The organism is Aeromonas mytilicola subsp. aquatica (genome assembly GCF_044336385.1).
GTDB classification, from domain to species: Bacteria; Pseudomonadota; Gammaproteobacteria; order Enterobacterales; family Aeromonadaceae; genus Aeromonas; species Aeromonas rivipollensis.
Map to the genome: position 1 here is coordinate 2,526,415 of NZ_CP172298.1, position 18,532 is coordinate 2,544,946.

At 58.9% G+C, this 18,532-nt stretch carries 12 protein-coding genes and 1 pseudogene; 6 read left to right on the top strand and 7 right to left on the bottom strand.

Translation table 11 applies throughout. The features are described from left to right. Positions 1–7: 7 nt before the first annotated feature. Positions 8–3,301: an ImpA family metalloprotease gene (locus ACFWHB_RS11650; protein ID WP_395948438.1), complete on the bottom strand. Its 3,294-nt coding sequence runs from the start codon at positions 3,299–3,301 to the stop codon at positions 8–10. 546 nt (positions 3,302–3,847) lie between these two features. Here ACFWHB_RS11650 and ytfQ point away from each other — a divergent pair. From ytfQ to yjfF, 4 genes are all read left to right on the top strand, one after another. Continuing rightward, on the top strand, positions 3,848–4,807 hold the full coding sequence (gene ytfQ / locus ACFWHB_RS11655; protein WP_289981483.1) for a galactofuranose ABC transporter, galactofuranose-binding protein YtfQ: 960 nt from the start codon (positions 3,848–3,850) through the stop codon (positions 4,805–4,807). 89 nt (positions 4,808–4,896) lie between these two features. Beyond that, positions 4,897–6,405 (top strand): galactofuranose ABC transporter, ATP-binding protein YtfR, encoded by a 1,509-nt coding sequence (gene ytfR, locus ACFWHB_RS11660; RefSeq protein ID WP_395948439.1) that lies wholly within the window; start codon positions 4,897–4,899, stop codon positions 6,403–6,405. 1 nt (position 6,406) lies between these two features. After that, a complete protein-coding gene (ytfT, locus tag ACFWHB_RS11665; RefSeq protein ID WP_139745869.1) occupies positions 6,407–7,429 on the top strand; it encodes a galactofuranose ABC transporter, ATP-binding protein YtfT in 1,023 nt (340 codons plus the stop codon). Then, positions 7,422–8,432 (top strand): galactofuranose ABC transporter, permease protein YjfF, encoded by a 1,011-nt coding sequence (gene yjfF, locus ACFWHB_RS11670; RefSeq protein WP_106886896.1) that lies wholly within the window; start codon positions 7,422–7,424, stop codon positions 8,430–8,432. Before ytfT ends, yjfF begins: the two co-directional genes overlap by 8 nt. Before the next feature lie 74 nt (positions 8,433–8,506). Here the strand turns inward: yjfF and ACFWHB_RS11675 are convergent, their stop codons facing one another. Continuing rightward, on the bottom strand, positions 8,507–9,820 hold the full coding sequence (locus ACFWHB_RS11675) for an NAD(P)/FAD-dependent oxidoreductase (protein WP_395948440.1): 1,314 nt from the start codon (positions 9,818–9,820) through the stop codon (positions 8,507–8,509). Positions 9,821–9,971: 151 nt separating this feature from the next. After that, complete coding sequence (locus tag ACFWHB_RS11680) at positions 9,972–10,757, bottom strand: MetQ/NlpA family ABC transporter substrate-binding protein (RefSeq protein WP_395948441.1); 786 nt, start codon at positions 10,755–10,757, stop codon at positions 9,972–9,974. Positions 10,758–11,606: 849 nt separating this feature from the next. Between ACFWHB_RS11680 and ACFWHB_RS11685 the strand changes: the two genes are divergently transcribed. Beyond that, positions 11,607–12,769, top strand: a protein-coding gene (locus tag ACFWHB_RS11685; protein ID WP_395948442.1) for an IS3 family transposase whose coding sequence is annotated in 2 segments (ribosomal slippage) — positions 11,607–11,862 and positions 11,862–12,769 — 1,164 coding nt in all. Because the reading frame shifts where the segments join, the coding sequence is not laid out codon by codon here. Positions 12,770–12,772: 3 nt separating this feature from the next. Here the strand turns inward: ACFWHB_RS11685 and ACFWHB_RS11690 are convergent. Beyond that, positions 12,773–13,651, bottom strand: a complete 879-nt coding sequence (locus tag ACFWHB_RS11690) for a hypothetical protein (protein ID WP_395948443.1) — start codon at positions 13,649–13,651, stop codon at positions 12,773–12,775. Between the two features lie 457 nt (positions 13,652–14,108). Between ACFWHB_RS11690 and ACFWHB_RS11695 the strand changes: the two are divergent. Continuing rightward, a pseudogene (locus ACFWHB_RS11695) lies at positions 14,109–14,325 on the top strand (hypothetical protein); the annotation flags it as partial. Positions 14,326–14,450: 125 nt separating this feature from the next. On the opposite strand, the gene ACFWHB_RS11700 reads toward ACFWHB_RS11695, so the two are convergent. The 3 genes from ACFWHB_RS11700 to ACFWHB_RS11710 form a co-directional block, all read right to left on the bottom strand. Beyond that, complete coding sequence (locus ACFWHB_RS11700) at positions 14,451–14,879, bottom strand: adhesion domain-containing protein (RefSeq protein WP_395948444.1); 429 nt, start codon at positions 14,877–14,879, stop codon at positions 14,451–14,453. Between the two features lie 120 nt (positions 14,880–14,999). Beyond that, positions 15,000–17,417, bottom strand: a complete 2,418-nt coding sequence (locus ACFWHB_RS11705) for an adhesion domain-containing protein (protein WP_395948445.1) — start codon at positions 17,415–17,417, stop codon at positions 15,000–15,002. A gap of 68 nt (positions 17,418–17,485) precedes the next feature. Continuing rightward, complete coding sequence (locus ACFWHB_RS11710) at positions 17,486–18,514, bottom strand: hypothetical protein (protein ID WP_395948446.1); 1,029 nt, start codon at positions 18,512–18,514, stop codon at positions 17,486–17,488. Between the last annotated feature and the right edge of the window lie 18 nt (positions 18,515–18,532).

Below are 18,532 nucleotides of genomic sequence, written 5' to 3' on the forward strand. Positions count from 1 at the left end.
TTCTTTATTAGGGAATAGGACAGCTGGCCGGCGATCCCTGGTCGCGAGGCCAGAGGGTGCTGCCATCCGTACTTGAGAGGGGCAGGAATGTCAGCCCCTCGCTCATGTTGGCGGGCGGGAGATCGTCCTCCAGCACGTACATCCCCATGGGCAGGACGCCCGAGGGCTGGTTCGCCTGCACCTGAGCGGCGGCAAGCGTCGAGTAGCGCAGACCCAGCAGATCGAAGTGGCTGCGCCAGTCCAGGCCGGTTAGCCTGCCGAGGGCAACCAGCATGAAGTCGTTGCCCGGTATGTCTCTCACCTGCTTGCCGCCATAGACCCCATGCCCCTGGAAGGGGAAGAGGCCAAAGCCGAGCCTGTCCCTGTTGGCATTCCAGTCGCTCTCGTTGTCGGCAACGGCGCCGAAGATCCGTGAATGCTGGTAGAGCAGGGTGAAGATATTGAAGCCGTTGCTCAGGCGGGTGCCATCCGCCAGCCTCATGCCGTGGGCGCGCAGCGCCATCTGGATATAAAATGCCATGCGATAGCCGTTGTGGACCGCATAGGCATTGCTCTGCCAGGGCGCCTCGTAGCGACTCTCCCCCGCATCCAGCACCCTGCAGTTGGCCCCCAGCACCACCCGGTTGCCGCTCTTATCCTTCACCCCGGCCGCGTCGGACATGAAGGCGTAGAACAGATCCTTGTGATTCATGTGACCATCTTTGATGGGCGCCTGGTTGCCGTCGCGCAGATAGTGGGCCTGCCACTTCACCACATAGGGGAAGATGTTGTTGGAGTTCTCCCCGGCCCGGCTGCCATAGCCGCGCCAGTTGTCGGCATCGCTGGCGGCGGCATAATGCACATTCAGGCGCTGGGTTTGCAGGTTGTGCCCCAGCTCGTGATTGTCCAGCCAACCGGTCGGGCTGATGCTGCCGGAAGAGTCCCAGGGGTTGCCGCTGCAGCCGACCCCGCAATGGGCATTCTGGTCGTAGTTGGCATGCTGGATGATAGTGCGGGTATGCAGTGATTCGTCGAGACACTGATCCCCCAGCAGCGCGACACAGGCGCGCCGGACCTCGTCAGGCAGCGACTCCTCCAGGCGCTTGCCCTGGATCTTGAAGCCCGCCAGGGTATAGACGCTGTTGATATGATCCCGGGAGATGCTCTCCAGCAGGGTATCGGTGTCGGCAATGGTCCCCCCGATGGCCCCGGTGAAGCGATCCCGGCGCAGATGCTGCTCGGCGCCATCGGCCCTGAGATCGACATGGGGCAGCTCGGTCTGCTCCAGCCGCTCGTTGAAGTCCCGGATCTGCTGCTCATCACTGAAGTCCAGGATGGCCGGATGATGGGTCACGCCGGTGGCGGTCACCTCCACTTGCAGCGTCCCGTCTCCCCCCTCCAGATAGAGATAGACAGGCCCCCCATAGGGCGAGGTGAAGCTGACGCTGCCGCCCTTGTTCAGAGGAAGCCGCCCGCTGGCCAACTCCAGCGGCGCCCGATAGACCTTCTGCTCATAGGCCCTGTTGGTGTTGGGTCTGTGGTAATTGAGTCGAATGGTAGCGGAAACATCCGCAGTATCCGTGCGACTCAGGGTGATACGCTGCCCTGGCAGGGCATACCAGCCCGTCGAGGTCCACTGCCCGGAATAGGGCACCGAGATGCGGCGGCTGTCGCTGATGACGGCGGGATAGGCGTAATGGGCCAGATCTCCCTTGAACACCTGGCTGCGATCGACGACATACTCCCCCAGATCCGGCTGGGCCAGGTTGCGAACACGGGCATAGCTCACCAGCCAGTCGGCAAACATCGCCCGCTGCCAGGCCTGATGCTCGTCCCAGGCGATGGGGTAATCGATGGCGGCGCGGTATTTGTCGGCCAGCAGCAGGCTGGCCGGCAACAGTGCCAAGCCGCCCTGGGCGAAGGGGCTGATCCCCGCCTTGTCCAGGGTGATGGCGGCATTCCTGAGCCAGTCGGCGCCATTCTTGAACTGCAGATTGAACTCATCGACACCGCCGCAGTTGAGGAAGTTGCCGCTGCAGGCATCCAGCCATTGGGTGCTGAATTCCCCCTCCTTAAGGTTGCTCAGCAGCGTATCAACCGCCATCAGCTGGGGATCTGGCGCCATGATGGTGCTCGCCGCCAGATTGCTGACCTTGAGCTTCGACCAGTAGTTGCCCCAGGTCACCAGCCCCATCTCCAGATAGAGGGGCGCCAGCAGGGGGCTCGCCTCTCGCCGGTAGTTGGAGAGCAGCAGCGGGATCCCGGCGGCCTTCGCCTTGGCGATGGCCTGGGCTATGCCCTGGTATCCCAGCCCCTGGCGATCGAGGTCGCTTATCACGATAAGATCCGGCGCCATGCGGTCGATGCAGGCGTCGAGGGCCTGATAATCGCACTCATCGGCCTGGTTGATGCTGTGCGCGTCCGGATACATGGCCTTGAGCCAGTCCCGGATCCCCTCGTTATGGGGGAAATACCAGCTGTCGGCGCGACTCGGCACCTGGGCGGTCAGGATGCGAAGACCATCGTCATCACTATCCCTCCCCCGGGTCAGCCAGCCGATCAGACCCCTGAGCAGTGCCTCGCTCTGGGGTGTGCGATCCACCGCAAACAGGTTCGCTCCCATGGCTGCCCGGCGATAGTCATCTTGCTCGGAGACCATCACCAGGCCGCGGATCTCGCTCTCCCCCTTGCCATTGATGTTGGAGGGAAGCAGGGTCACTGTGTTTTCGGGCTGGAAGCTGGAGAAGGTGATGGAGTCGTGACTCGGGTTCCAGCTGATGGCCCCCAGACCCTGATAGAGGGTGCGGACCAATTCGGTGCGACGCGCCTCGCTGTCGGCGATGGCGCCACGGGCATGGGCGATCAGCTCCACGTCGCTGGCGAGGGCGTGATCCTCACGGGCAATGGCATGGGCGGCATGCTTGATGAAGCGAGCCGACACCTGACAATCGGCGCCCATGGGGCCTGTGATGTAGTCGTGCCCCTGCAGGGTGCCGTCACAGCCCTCTATGCGCTCCAGCACGAAGCCGGCGTCGGGCGCAACGGTGAAACGCCCCCGCTCACCGGCGCTCAGGCGCAGGCTGGCCGGGCTCAGCCGCCCACCCTGGCTGCTCTGGGTGGTGGCCTCGAAATAAACGGGGGCCGTCTCCTGAGTGAAGCTCGCCGAGACCTGGCAATCGCCGCCCATGGGGCCCGTGGTATAGGTGAGGCCGTCCAGCGTCCCCTCACAACCCGCAATCTGCGCCAACACATAACCGGCGTCGGGTGCTACGGTGAAACTGCCCCGCTCACCGGCGCTCAGGCGCAGTCTGACCGGGCTCAACTGCCCACCCTGAGTGCTCTGGGTGGATGCCTCGAAATACGTTGTTATCGTGGGGGGAATGGCATCGTCTTTCCCGCCCTCTCCACCCCCGCATCCGTTCATGGCAAGAGCCAGCAAGGGTGTGAGAATGACTCTTCTCATCTTCTATCCTCCTCTCTACCAGGCTGTTTGGGGCGGGCAGTGTAGGGGGCGTGCTGCGTAATTTCAACCCTGAACGAATCCCATTTTAGGCTCCGACCGACCGGGATCGCCTTCCCTCGCCTGGCGGCACTTCATTCCCCCGGGGCGGTCTACCCCGCAAGAGAATGACAGCCCCTTCCATGACGGGCCGGACACCATGGTCGCAAGAATAAATATGCATAACAATCAGCATAAAAATGGCGCCATATATGAACTTGTCTGCTGTTTGTATGAAGCATCATGCTGCTGAAAATTTTCTGTGAGCCACCTCCCGTCGTTAAACCCAAGAGCCTATAACCTTGACCCGTACAATAAAAACCTGACGCGTTCCGGTTTATTTCACCATGCATCACAAAGGAGTGTCACATGTATAAGAAAGTGAAACTGGCGGGCATTATCAGCACCCTTATTCTCTCTGCCTCTGCATATTCTGCCGAGATGACGGTGGGCTTCTCTCAAATAGGCTCTGAATCCGGTTGGCGGGCAGCGGAAACCTCGGTCGCCAAGACGGAAGCACAGAAACGCGGCATCACCCTGAAAATTGCCGATGCCCAGCAAAAACAGGAGAACCAGATCAAGGCCATTCGCTCCTTCATTGCCCAGGGCGTCGATGCCATCTTTATTGCCCCCGTGGTGCAGACCGGCTGGGATCCGGTATTGCAGGAGGCGAAAGAGGCCGAGATCCCGGTGTTCCTGCTGGATCGCAACATCACGGTGAAAGATGACGCCCTCTTCATGACCGGGGTCGCCGCAGACAGCGTCCACGAAGGGGCAGTGGCGGCCCAGTGGCTTATCAAGCAGCAGGATGGCAAGGCCTGCAATGTGGTTGAACTGCAAGGCACAGTGGGGGCCAGCGTGGCGCTGGATCGCAAGAAGGGCTTCCTCGACACCGTCGCGGCCGTGCCCACCATCAAGATCATCCGCACCCAGTCCGGCGACTTCACCCGCAGCAAGGGCAAGGAGGTGATGGAGAGCTTCATCAAGGCGGAAAATAACGGCAAGAATATTTGCGCCGTCTACGCCCACAACGACGACATGGCCATAGGCGCCATCCAGGCAATTAAAGAAGCCGGGCTGAAACCGGGCACGGATATCAAGATCATCTCCATCGATGGGGTGCCTGATATTTTCAAGGCGATGATGGCCGGCGAAGCCAATGCCTCGGTGGAGTTGACGCCAAATATGGCTGGCCCCGCCTTCGATGCCCTGCTGGCGTATAAGAAGGATGGCGCCCTGCCCCCCAAACATATCAAGACGGAGTCTATTCTGTTCGAGCCTGCCAGTGCCGAAGCTCAGCTCGAGCTGAAAAAAGACATGGGATATTAATGCCGCTCGCCCGCTGAGCCTGCCAGTTGAATAAGACGCCATATCGGCTGGGTTGCGATATGGCGTCTTATATCGGAGAGCCCCTATTCATGTCAGAAAACACTCAGGATGTCCTGTTGAACGCCCGCGGGATCTGCAAGGCCTTTCCCGGGGTGCGTGCCCTGCATCAGGTAGACTTCTCCCTGCGAAGGGGGGAGATCATGGCGCTGCTCGGCGAGAACGGCGCCGGCAAGTCCACCCTGGTCAAGACCCTCACCGGCGTCTATCAGCCCGACGGCGGGCGCATCGAACTCGATGGCGTCCCCATCTCCCCCACGGACACCGCCCATGCCCAGCGCCTGGGGATCGGCACCGTCTATCAGGAGGTCAACCTGCTGCCCAACATGTCGGTGGCAAACAACCTCTTCATCGGCCACGAGCCCCGCCGTTTCGGGCTCATCGACAGAGCCGCCATGGCCCGGCAGGCCCAGGCCATCATGGCGGGATACGGCTTCGAGATGGATGTCTCCCTGCCCCTCGGTCACTATTCGGTCGCCATGCAGCAGATAGTGGCCATCGCCAGGGCCATCTCACTGTCGGCCAAGATCCTGATCCTCGATGAACCCACCGCCAGCCTGGATGCCAGCGAGGTGCAGATGCTCTTCTCCCTCATGGGGAACCTGCGGGATCAGGGGGTGAGCCTCATCTTCATCACCCATTTTCTCGATCAGGTCTACGCCATCAGCGATCGCATCACTGTGCTGCGCAACGGCGAGCTGGTCGGCACCCGCGACACGGCCGCGCTGCCGCAACTGGATCTGGTCAAGATGATGCTGGGGCACGAGCTTGACGAAAGCGCCCTCAAGCGGGCCGGCAAGACATTGCGCAGTAACCAGCCCACGGTGTCGTTCAGGGGTTATGGCAAGCGAGGGGTCATTGCCCCCTTCGATTTGGACGTCATGCCCGGGGAGATAGTGGGTCTGGCCGGCCTGCTCGGCTCGGGTCGCACCGAGACCGCCGAGCTGATGTTCGGCATAGTGCCAAGGGACAGTGGCGAGTGCCGGGTGCGGGGCAAGCCGGTGACCATCCGCTCTGCGCGCCAGGCCGCCGCCAACGGTTTTGGTTTCTGCCCGGAGGATCGCAAGTGCGCCGGCATCATCGCCTCGGCTTCGGTGCGCGAGAACATGATGCTGGCCCTGCAAGCCCAGCGGGGCTGGCTGCGCCCCTTGCCCCGCAAGGAGCAGGACGAGATCACCGCCCGCCTCATCGAGCAGCTGGCGATCAAGACCCCGGGACCGGAGCAGCCCATCCAGTTTCTGTCAGGGGGTAACCAGCAGAAGGTGTTGCTGGCCCGCTGGCTGCTCACCAAGCCGCAGTTCCTGATCCTGGACGAACCCACCCGGGGCATAGACGTGGGGGCCCATGCCGAGATCATCCGCCTCATCGAATCCCTCTGCGCCAACGGGCTGGCCCTGCTGGTCATCTCCTCTGAGCTCGAAGAGCTGGTGGGCTATGCCGATCGGGTAATAGTCCTGCGCGACCGAAAACAGGTGGCAGAGCTTGCGACGGACGCCCTCAGCGTCCCTGCCATCATGAACGCCATTGCATGCGAGGCCTGATATGACGTCATCCACCCTCCCCCTTCCTGGCGGGCCGGCGCGCCCCCGCAGAGCCCTGCCCACGGGCACTGCCCAGTGCACAGCCCTGCTCTGCGTGCTGCTCATCAACGCCCTGGTCGCCGACAACTTCTTCGCCATCCATGTCCAGGATGGGCGGCTGTTTGGCAGCCTCATCGACATACTCAACCGCTGCGCCCCTGTGGCCCTGCTCTCCCTCGGCATGACGCTGGTGATCGCCACCGGCGGCATCGATCTGTCGGTGGGGGCCGTGATGGCCATCAGCGGGGCCACCATGGCCAGCCTGGCCACCGGCGGTCACAGCCTGCCGGTCATCGTCGCCTCAGTGCTTGGGGTGGGTCTCTTGTGCGGCCTGTGGAACGGCTTGCTGGTGGCGGTGTTCAAGATCCAGCCCATAGTCGCCACCCTGATCCTCATGGTGGCGGGCCGGGGCATAGCCCAGCTCATCACAGAGGGGCAGATCATCACCTTCAACAACGAGGCCCTGGCCTGGATCGGCAGCGGCGCCCTCTTCTATCTGCCCACCCCTGTCATCATCACCCTGGGAATGGCGCTGCTGCTCTGGCTGCTGACCAAGCGCACCGCCCTCGGCCTCTTCATCGAGGCGGTGGGGATCAACATCAAGGCGGCCAAGAACGCCGGGCTCAACACACCCATGGTGGTGATCGCCACCTACCTGCTGAGCGGCATCATGGCCGCCGTCGCCGGCATGATAGTCGCCGCCGATATCCGTGGAGCCGATGCCAACAACGCCGGGCTCTGGCTGGAGATGGACGCCATCCTGGCGGTGGTGATAGGGGGCACCTCCCTGATGGGGGGACGCTTCAACCTCGCCCTCTCCCTGATCGGCATACTGATCATCCAGGGGGTGAATACAGGGATCCTGCTCTCCGGCTACCAGCCCCAGTGGAACCAGATCGTCAAGGCCATGGTGGTGCTGGCGGTGCTGGTCATGCAATCGCCGGCCCTCAACCACCTGTTCCAGCGAGGGACTCGCCATGTTTAAACGCAACCTGCCCCTGATGGTGACCATCATGGTCTTCGTGCTGGGCTATCTGCTCTGCCTGGCCTCCTTCCCCGCCTTCATGTCCACCCGCATCATCTGCAACATACTGACGGACAATGCGTTTCTGGGCATAGTGGCGGTCGGCATGACCTTCGTCATCCTCTCTGGGGGCATAGATCTGTCGGTGGGTGCCGTCATCGCCTTCACCGGCGTGCTGCTGGCCAAGCTCATCGGGGATCTGGGGGTCAGTCCGCTGCTGGCCATCCCCCTGGTGCTGGTGCTCGGAGCAGGCTTCGGCGCCCTGATGGGCTGGCTCATCGACACCCTGAAGATCCCCGCCTTCATCATCACACTGGCGGGCATGTTCTTCCTGAGAGGAGCCAGCTTCCTCATCTCGGAGCAGTCCCTGCCCATCGATCACCCCAGCTTCACCTACCTGTCGAGCCTGTCGTGGAAGATACCGGGAGGCGGTCGCTTGAGCCTGCTGGCCCTCATCATGCTGGCGGTGGTGGTCTTCGGCATACTGCTCGCCAACCGCACCCGCTTTGGCAACAACGTCTACGCCATCGGCGGCAACGCCACCTCGGCGGCCCTGATGGGGATCTCGGTGCGCCACACCACCATCCGCATCTACCTGCTCTCCACCACACTGGCGACCCTGGCGGGCATAGTGTTCGCGCTCTACACCTCGGCGGGCTATCCACTCGCCGCCGTCGGGGTGGAGCTCGATGCCATCGCCGCCGTGGTCATCGGCGGCACCCTGCTGAGCGGCGGGGTCGGCACCGTCTTCGGCTCCCTGTTCGGGGTGCTTATCCAGGGCTTGATCCAGACCTACATCAACTTCGACGGCACCCTCAGCTCCTGGTGGACCAAGATCATCATAGGCCTGCTGCTGTTTAGCTTCATCGCCCTGCAGCGCCTGCTGATCCTGGTCTCGGAGCACCGCAAGGCCAATAAAGCCACCCCCTTCAAGCGGCAGGTCCCCGTCACCCCCCTTGAGTGACAACATCGCGGGGCCTGCGCCCGGTCAACCCAGGCACAGGCCCCGCGATAACACGCCTTTATGGTGGCCAGGCGCTAGTATTCGCCCGCCCCCAGCAGCCGTTCTTTCCAGAGATAGCCCTGCACCCCCAGATCCAGCAAGGGCCGTGGCGGGAGATAGTTTGCCGTGCCCAGGGCGCGCATCTGCTCGCCCCAGGGGCTCTCCACCCCGCACACCAGATCGGCCAGCGCCTTGCCCGCCATGGTCTGCTTGCTGATCCCGGCCCCGTTGCATCCCAACGCAGCGTAGAGATCTGCTCCGAACTGGCCCCACAACGGCGCCCCGTTGCGGCTCACGCTGATGAGCCCGGACCAGCTGTGGGCGAAGGCCAGCTCCCCAAGTTCGGGAAAGCGGGACAGAAACAGCTGGCGGTGACGCCGCACTATGGCTTCCCTGGCCCCAACATCGCTGTGCAGCGTCGGCGCATGAGCGACATGCTGGCGGATCAGAATGCGGTGATCCCGGGTGTAGCGAAAGGTGGCGCCGACGATGGCGTTGACCGGGGTCAGTCCCCAGGGCGCAATGTCCCCCAGCCTGGACCGCTGCTCGGGCGTCAACGGCTCGGTCAGGGTGGCATGGGTCGCCAGGGAGGCGAGCTTGCCGGCAAAGGGGGTCAGCTGACCCGCACCGCCATTGATGGCAAACATGGCCTTGCCCGCTACCACCTCGCCATGGGGCGTGGTGATGCGAACGCCGCCCGTGTTGTCCACCCGCAATGCAGGGCTGCGTTCATACAGGGTCACATTGTCCGGCAGCTTGTCGGCCAATCCCCGCACCAGGGCGGCCGGATTGAGCAACACGGTATTGGGGGTATAGATGGCGGAGTGGTAGAAGCCGGTACCGAGGCGGGCCGAGAGTGCCGTCCCTTCCAGATACTCATAGCCTTCGTCCAGCAGATCCAGCTCGCGGGCGTATTGCTTGAGCAAGCCGGCGGATCCGGCCTTGACGGCGCAGTGGTATTTGCCGCTCTGTTGCCAGTCGCAATCGATGCGATAGCGGCTGACCCAGTGCGCCAGCTGGGCCAGCCCCCCTTTCAGCAACTGCCGGTAGTGGCTGGCCTTGGCCAGCTCGGCGGTGCCACTGCCGATATTGTGGGGCAAGTCGATGGCGAACCCCGAGTTGCGCCCGGCGGCGTTGTCCCCCACCACACCCGCCTCCAGCAGCACTATGCGGGCCTGTGGCTGATGCTCGGCCAGCGCATGGGCAAAGGCCAGCCCGGCATAACCCGCCCCCACCACCACCCAGTCCCCCTGGACCCCCCCCTGCAAAGGCGCGCTGGGAAGCCGCTCGGGCAAGATGGCGGCCCAGCCATTGGCTTCTTCACTGCGGGGAAAATAACGGAACCTCATGGTGCATCCTGCTCATGTCTGTGTCTGCAAGGGCGACGTCTGTCATCTGCCCGGGTCGTCTTGCAAAATGGCCGCACTCCGAGAAGGCGGCCCCGATAGAAGGCAGCATCGATAACCAATAAATCATTAGTGATGGATCACTGGCCATTAATTACCACGCGGGGATAGCCGTCCCTTTATAGTATTTGTCAAGCGCCGCCTTGACGGCCTCATTCTGATAGGATGCCACCAGAGTTTTCACCCAGGGGGCGCTTTCACTGCCGCTTTTTACCGCGATGAAATTATTGTAAGGATTCTCTTTGGCCGTCTCGGAATAAATACGTTGCTGCTGGCTCAAGCCGGATTTCAATGCCCAGTCTGTATTGACCACGGCGGCATCCAGATCCTCCACTGAGCGCCCTATGATGCCAGTATCCAGCTCCCTGATCTGCAATTTCTTGGGGTTGTCGATAATATCAGTGGTGGTCGCCAATATGCCCGAGCCGGGATGCAGCTTGATGACGCCGGCCGACGCCAGCACCCGCAGCGCACGCCCCTCATTGCTGGGATCGTTGGGCACCCCTATGATGGCTCCTTCTGGCAAGGCGCTGACCGCATTGAATTTCTTCGAGTAGAGCCCGATGGGCCACACCGCCGTATTGCCGACCGGCACTATATGATAACCGCGGCTCTTCACCTGATTGTCCAGATAAGGTTTGTGCTGGAATGCGTTGGCATCTATTTCGCCATTTTCCAGTGCCTCGTTGGGCAAGATATAGTCATTGAACTTGATAAGCTCGATATCCAGCCCCTGTTTTTTGGCCTGTGCCGACGCAACGGCCCACACATCTTCATCCTCTCCGCTCATGATACCCAGCCGTATTTTTTCCCCGGCATTGGCATATCCTGCAATGATGGCGGCAACCAACGGCGTCAATTTAAATATGGTTTTCAACATGGCTGTTTCCTTGGTAATAAGTGATGACGCCCCCGAGATTACGGGGTCGACGCAAGGAGCACAAAGCACAAGATATCCCTTGGATATACCAAAATTGACGAACGCCGGAGCGAATGAAATAGCCCTATGTCAGCGGGCCATTTTCAATCGGTTCATGGCCGCCATGTTGCCTGCCGATGACGGCCAACTGAATCGCCCCAGCTTTTTCTAAACACTTTGTTGCTGAGAAAAGAATCGATTTTCAAACGCTACCGGCGACAGCCCGCCTGGCTTCGATTCGGGTTGTAAAACTTCTCTATTTAATCGAACACATCGCCGCGGACCTCGATACATCCACGACAGATCGCCCACGCTAGGTGGTCTGTTTGAGGGCTTAGATCTTGAATGTTTCTGGATACGTTGAGAGCGTCATAACACCCCCAATCGTTGTCTCATTTCAAGTCTTGGAGGTGTCTAGGGAACTGGGGGCGATTCACACAAAGTGGACTACCAAGAGGTCTGAAGGGGAATTGGAAGGTAACTTATTGAATTTCAGAAACAGGTGGTGGCCCCACCAGCTTGCTTATTCCACTATAAGACCGAACTTAGCACCTTAAACAAGGGCAAAATCAAGCCCTTAGAGAGCCACTATACCATATTGTGTTACACTTTTCAGGCTAAAACTGAGCCCACGAAAGCGCCAAAAACAGCTTTGATTGTGTCAATGGTTAGCTCAACTCCGCGCTCATTAGCGAACTTAGCAAGCTTTTGTGGCATCCCAACAGGTCTGAGGGTATCGAGGTGTAGTGGTCTAATCATCCCGGACACCATTTTAGGTGGTACAGTCGCCACCATGACTTGAGGTGTTCAATGACCAGATTACGTCGCTCATTTACTGCTGAATTCAAACTCGAAGCCGCATCCCTGGTACTCGACCAGGGATACTCTGTCCCCGAAGCCAGCCGTTCACTGGATGTCGGTGAAACCATACTTCGCCGATGGGTTCAGCAGCTCCAATCCGAACGAACCGGCACCACCCCAATCGGCAAAGCGCTGACCCCGGAGCAGCAGAAAATCCAGGAGCTGGAAGCCCGCATCAACCAGCTCGAGCGCGAAAAGGACATTCTAAAAAAGGCTACTGCTCTCTTGATGGCGGACGAGTTCAAACGTACGCGCTGATAGACCGATTAAGGGAGCAAGCCCCCATCACTCTGGTCTGCTGCGCTTTCGATGTGCCAACATCCTGTTTTTACGACTATCTGGCCCGCAAGCGGACGATTAACCGTGAGCGGATGCAGCAACGCAGCGAGTTGCGCCGTTTGTTCAAAGAGAGCCGGAACTCAGCGGGCAGCCGCGCCTTGATGTCGATGATGCGAGCGCTGGGGCATCAGATTGGCCGATTCAAAGTGCGCAGTCTGATGAAGGAGGTCGGTCTGGTATCCAAGCAACCGGGCGCTCATCGCTATCAGGTCGCCCGGTCTGAACGACCGGATATTCCCAATCTGCTGGCCCGTGAATTTGATGTCCAACAACCCAATCAGGTGTGGTGTGGCGATATCACCTACGTCTGGGCAGGTGGTCGTTGGAATTACCTGGCGGTGGTGCTCGACCTTTATGCCCGCCGAGTCGTGGGCTGGGCGATGTCTGACAAGCCTGATGCAGAGCTGGCAATAAAAGCGCTCGAGATGGCCTATCAGCAGCGGGGTTGCCCATCAGGTGTGCTGTTTCACTCAGACCAAGGCAGCCAATATGGCAGCCGGGCATTTCGGCAGCGGCTGTGGCGCCATCGCATGACCCAGAGCATGAGTCGGCGTGGCAACTGTTGGGATAATGCACCGATGGAGCGGTTGTTCAGGAGTCTGAAGACAGAGTGGCTCCCGACAACGGGATATATGAACCTGCGGGAGGCGAAGCGGGATATCAGCTATTACCTGATGGATTACTACAACTGGCGGCGTCCACATCAACACAATGACGGGAGCGCGCCAGCAAAAGCCGAGGATCGGCCTAACCAAGTGTCCGGATTTAGTTGACCACTATACCTGCTCTATATCATCGCTGTAGAGCTGACAGGCTTCATTGGAGCGTAAGCCATGGTATCGCCCTATCAGGACAATCCACATGCGCCAGGGCTCCTGTTCCTTGGCCCATACGTCAAACTGTTTAAGCTCTGGATCTGTGTAGCCAGAACGGGCGTTAACCTCTTTGACCCTCTTGAGCTTCAGGCCCTTGAATATGTCTGTGGTTTGTTCTGTGTGGTCAGCCAGCCAACTAAACAACAAACTCAATTTCTGAATGTACTTATTGATCGTGGTCGGAGACTTACCAGAACCCAATAACCATGTTTTGAACACGACAGCATCGGCCTTGGTGTAATCAGACAGAACCCGATCACCAATGTGGTTAACAAATGTGCTGATGTAGTTTTGTTGGTTTGCAGTCTCTTTGGGTGCCCAACTCAACTGCTTTTCAACAATGTAGGACTTTGGCCAATCAGACAGCTTGCGGCTCTGTTGTGGATCTTTAGAGGCAGTCTGTTTTGCAGGTTGTTCCTCAAGTATCGGCAATGCCGAGTGAATATTGTTTACCCACTCAGTGGCACCGACCTGGGCTTCTTGGTCAAGTTGGATTTGATTGTGTTCGGAAGGTATAGGGGGCTCGGCCCCAACGGGGCTAGGGATGTGTCCATGAGCTACAGGCGTAGCGATATCGGGCGCAACAGAACGAGCCTCAAGGCTCACAGTGCTGTTGTGCTCACTGGTATCAAGGCCAGTATCAAAATGGATTTGAAGTGCTAAGAGCTGGGCTTTCGCCTTGTCTCTTGTTTTGAGGGATTTGCGGAGGGTCTGACGACGACCATTACACATGGTCACTCGTTGGTAATAATAAATCCCGTTTCTATTCAGTAAGTACATGGCACCCCCTATGAGGATTGTGTGCCAGTTTGTGTGACAGTGATACACAAACAGCTTGCCTTCAACAAGCTAAGTTACTGATCTTAAACAGGAATTGTCGTCTAACCCATAAGTTGACATAACGCACAACCATAAATCAGTGACTTACGAGAGTTTTATAACCCATAAGTTGACATAAAAATTACCCATAAACTGACATAAAGTGACATCAATCTCTACGACTGCTTTTTCTGGTTGTAAATTTACCACATCAACATTCTGTTCAACCTCACACCAAGCATTTTTCTGTCTGGATGTCCTAATAGCCCGCCGCCTTTGATTAAAATTGCGGGACGATAAAACAGCACGGCCATATGGTGTAGCCCTTAACGAGCACATGTCACGTAGTTGCTGTAATGGTCGTCGCCGTTATTTAGGTTGAGATTGTGGTGGCTGCCGGTGCCGTACTCAGTGGACACTGTTCCTCGGCCTGGTGACAGATGCCTGCTCACGCAAGACCGTGGGCCACCACTTAAACCAGGGGTTGCATGGCGAGTCGGTGACGATGGCATTTAAGAAAGCGCGGGGGAAACCGGTGAATGGGACCTTGAAAGGCGAGTTGCCGCTGAAAAACCCGAAAGACTGGACACAGGCGAGGAAGATAACCCGTGTAGCCGTGAATATCTACTGAGTGAGCGCATCAGTTATTGAAATACAGAACCCCCGATGCGATACACCGGAGGTCCGAGTGACAATACGCCAGCTGAGAATATGTCAACCTACTTCAGGACTAGACAGGTAAAAATATAAGCAAAAAACCTTAACGGATACACGTCACGTAATGTTCAAAGCTGTCAGGACGGGTGTAGGAGTTACCGTTATTCAGATGGACGTAGAAGTGGCTGCTGCTGCTGGCCTGATCGGACTCCCAGTAGGGCTCGTCGGTCGGCCACTTGCACTTACTCGAAATTTCGTTGTTGGGATAGGCTTTGTAAAGCGCACGCATCTCGTCATCAGTCGCCAAACGAAGGCCTTGACTGATGCAGTAGTTATTGGCGTCATCCCATTGACGGAGGGAACCGTCCGGCGTCGAATAATCGCCCATGCCCGCGCCAGCGGTCGCGTCGCATGTTGGCCCCGCTGAGACAAAGGTCGACGTCACCGAAATATCGGCGGCGACCGCTGTCCCCACCACCAATGGCCAGCACAACGTCAGTCTCAATATTTTCACAATGCTTTTTCGGCACATGGCTATTTCCTATATCAGTCGTCTAGCGTGCCCAGGTCCTCCTGAGCACAGATATTCACGAATACACTTGTCAAACCGTGACTAACGCAGATGCTGCCAGCGGTAACAAACAAAAGACCCTTAACGCACACACGCCACGGCGCTGATGACGGTATTGGCGACGTCGGTGACGGTGCCGTTGTCCAGTAAGACAACAGTGTGGAAGCCGGGGTTAGTACTCGAGGACGTCCAATAGCCGTAGCTAGTCGACGGCCACCCACAGACGGTTGTTATTTCATTGTTCGGATAGGCATTGTAAAGCTCCAACAATTCGTCCTTGAGCGGTAAACGCATCCCTAAACCAGCACAATAGTCCGCGGCCCCCGCCCAGATTCGCGGCTGTCCATCCGGCGTTGCATAACTACCCAGGCCCCCACCAGCGGTGGCATCACATGTTGGAGCTGCCAGTGTAGATGTTGGCAAGCCCCACACCAGCGCATCCTCCGGGAAGGTGATTGCGTAGCTGCCCGAAATTGTGGTGGTGAGCGACAGGGTCAGCTTACCGTTACTGTCTGTCGTCACTGCCGTGCAGGTTTCCGCGACCTCGCAACTGGCCGGCGAGATGGTGACACCGGCCGGCGCGCTGTATTTAAGCTTTACCAGAGTGTCTGCCAACGGATTACCTACATTGTCGGTTACCGATACCACCACGGTATTGGCGGTAGATCCATCGGCGGGACTGTTATCAACGCCAATAGCCGCACCAACAACCTTGGCATCTTGCAGCAGCTTCAACTCGATATTAACGGTACTTGCGGGATTGACCGCACTGGCCACCTGCGCCGTAAACTTGCCATAGGTCGTCGCATCTCCCTTTATCTCCACCTTGCAGACCCCGAGCGGGCAGCCCGGCGGATTGAGCTGTACATTGGCATCGGTGAGGGGGGTTGGTCCGATATCGGTGCTTGACGTCACCACCGGGTTGCTCGCCCCCCCGTCGCTGATGAGGCTCCCTAATGACCACCAGGTGTTATTACTGAGGCCGGTATCAGAACCATAGACCGTGACGGCAGGGGTGTAGCTCATGACCGTGTCGTTGACACAAATCACATACTGCGTGGGGCTAGTGGCCGGGTCATAGGAGGCCGTGGTACCGGAGTTCAGCGAGTAGGTCGTCGGCTGACCACCACTATCATAGGTGATATAGGTGCGCTCGACCGGGTACTTGGCACGCTCGCTGTCCGCCGACGGCGTGGTGCGCAATAGCTCGAGCTCCTCAAGGGTTGCCAGGTGGTTGCCATTGCTGCAGTAAGACCTTGCTGCCGAGAGGGTCACCCCGGCCACGCTGTTGGCAACGGCATCATCATACACCGCCTCCGCCATCACCCCGCGATTGATGACTTCGCTGTACAACGGCGTCGACTCAAAAGTCTTGATTCCGATGACGATGTTATTCCAAGTCTTGGGGCTCTCGTCCGCACCGACTTTGATGTTGATAAGGCCCATGGAGAAGCCCGCCTCATGGTCACCCACGATATAGCTGACGACGTGGTCGCCAGGAACGCCCGCCTGGAAGGTGAACTTCTTGTTGGTCACCGATGTCGGGTCAACAGGCATCACAGAGGCGGAATAACTCTGGACCTCGACCAGTTGCCACTCGCCACCATCAGGTTCGATGATGTTGAGATTGGGCAGGGTGGCCAGGTCCAGCGTCACCGTTTGCATGGTGACGACGGGGGCACCGCCTTGGGCGTTGTAGTCGTACTTGGGTACACCAATGACGGGCGGTTGGTTGGCCGAGTCGGAGACCGTGATGTACAGCGTCCCCATGGCATCTTCACCCGGCCTCGCCGGGTCTTTTAGCACAAATAGGATTCGATTCCACACCGGCTCGGTGGTGCTGGGGGGGATGTAGGTCAGCACGTTGCCACTGGCGGTCACAGTGCCTTGCTCACTCCCCCCCTGGACCAGCAAAGAGGCCGGGTCTAGGCTGTAGCCTGTCGGCCAGTCAGCCCCCAACAGGGCGACCAGATCGAAGGCCTTGCTGGGCTCGGCCAGGGTCATGGTCTGGGAGAGTGGCGGGAGCACAGGCTCGGCCAAGGTACTGGCCAAGGTGTTCAGCGTGGCTGAGGCACCCACGCCTTGACCGCTGACCTCGTACGAGAACTCACACAAACCACTCTCACTGGTGATGTCTACGGCCAATCCAGATACATTGGTGGCACTGCAGTCCGGCTGTTCACTGCTGATGGACTTCAATTTTGCGCCAGGGCCGCGAACATAGGTGGAAAGGTCGACCCGAGTAGCGACCCCGGGGCGCACCACACTGAAACCGTCCACCACGCTGAGTTGACCGGGGGCCGGGGGCGTTGGCGACGTGCTACTGCCGCCATCGTCGCTACCGCCACAGCCAGTCAGGCCGCCGAGCAGCAAGGCCGTGACCACGCCGACGCGCACGATGCGCCGCCACTCACCGACAGGATTGCCGCCGTGCAGGTACGCGCCGCGTGCTTGGCGACACCCTCGCTCGCGACTCATGTTTATTTTGTCATCCAACATAAAAAGCCTCTCGCTTTCTCTGATTCAGTAATTCGTCAATTCTTTGATTTATAGGATTTTTCAACCCATCACACGTTCGGCTCAAATAGCAGCGAGAATCGTCCTTGGTAGGCGCCCGTTTCCAACATGGATAGAGGTGCATCGGTAAAATCGATGTTGATGTCAAAATTGATGGTTGACACATTGACACCCGGGATAGTAGTCCCTGTGGTGTCCAGGTCGGGCAGGGTCATCACCCCGTTGTCCACCAGCAGTTGCTGGGCACACTGCATGCACACCACCGAGAAGGGGATGCTCGTACTGTTGGGGCCGGTCATGCTGTAGCTGTCCCCACGTTTCAGAAACAATCGCAATCCATTGGAGAAGACCCCGTTGGCCACCCCTTTATAGATGGCCTGGCCTTTCGCGTACTGCACGCCACCACTGCTGTAATAAGCCGGTGCCATCGCCCCGCCGGTCGGGCTGGTCAAAGTGAGGTCGTTGAGTATGGCCGGCGAGTAGCTAATCGCCAGCGAGAGCGGCAACGACCAGTTGTAACGAATACGTACTCCTCTTCGCTCGTAGTCATATGAGAGCGGAATGGTGACCCGGCTAACGTAGTTGCCAGGTGCAGCGTTCGCATCCCGAAACGCTTGCAGGATAGCGGCCGTATCGCCAAGTGAAATCAACGGTCTGGCATGGGTAAAGGGGGTCACCTCACTGCTGAGCACCACATTGCGGTCACCCAGCCCCTGTCCCTGCACCTGTACCAAGTCGCCACTAACCAATACGACCGCACTCCCACCGCCGGTGACGCCCTCCGCGCCCGTGAGACTCGGGCTGATATACTCCATCCCCTTCAGTTGCAAGGTGAGCTGAACGTTACTGCCCTTTGGCCCGACCAGGCTGATTGGCATGGATGCCAGATTACTCGCCCCCGGGATATAGGACTTCGCGGGCACCAATCCGACAGGTGTAGCCCAGACGCTGGGTGCGACACCACCGTCCAACGACGACTCCGCCGAAGTCCAGCGAAATGAATCCCCCTTTATTTCCGCCCCGACCGGAATAGCAAAGACAGGATTCCAAACTGACAAGGCAAGCAGAGCCAGTGGCATGGACCGCCAACACCGACC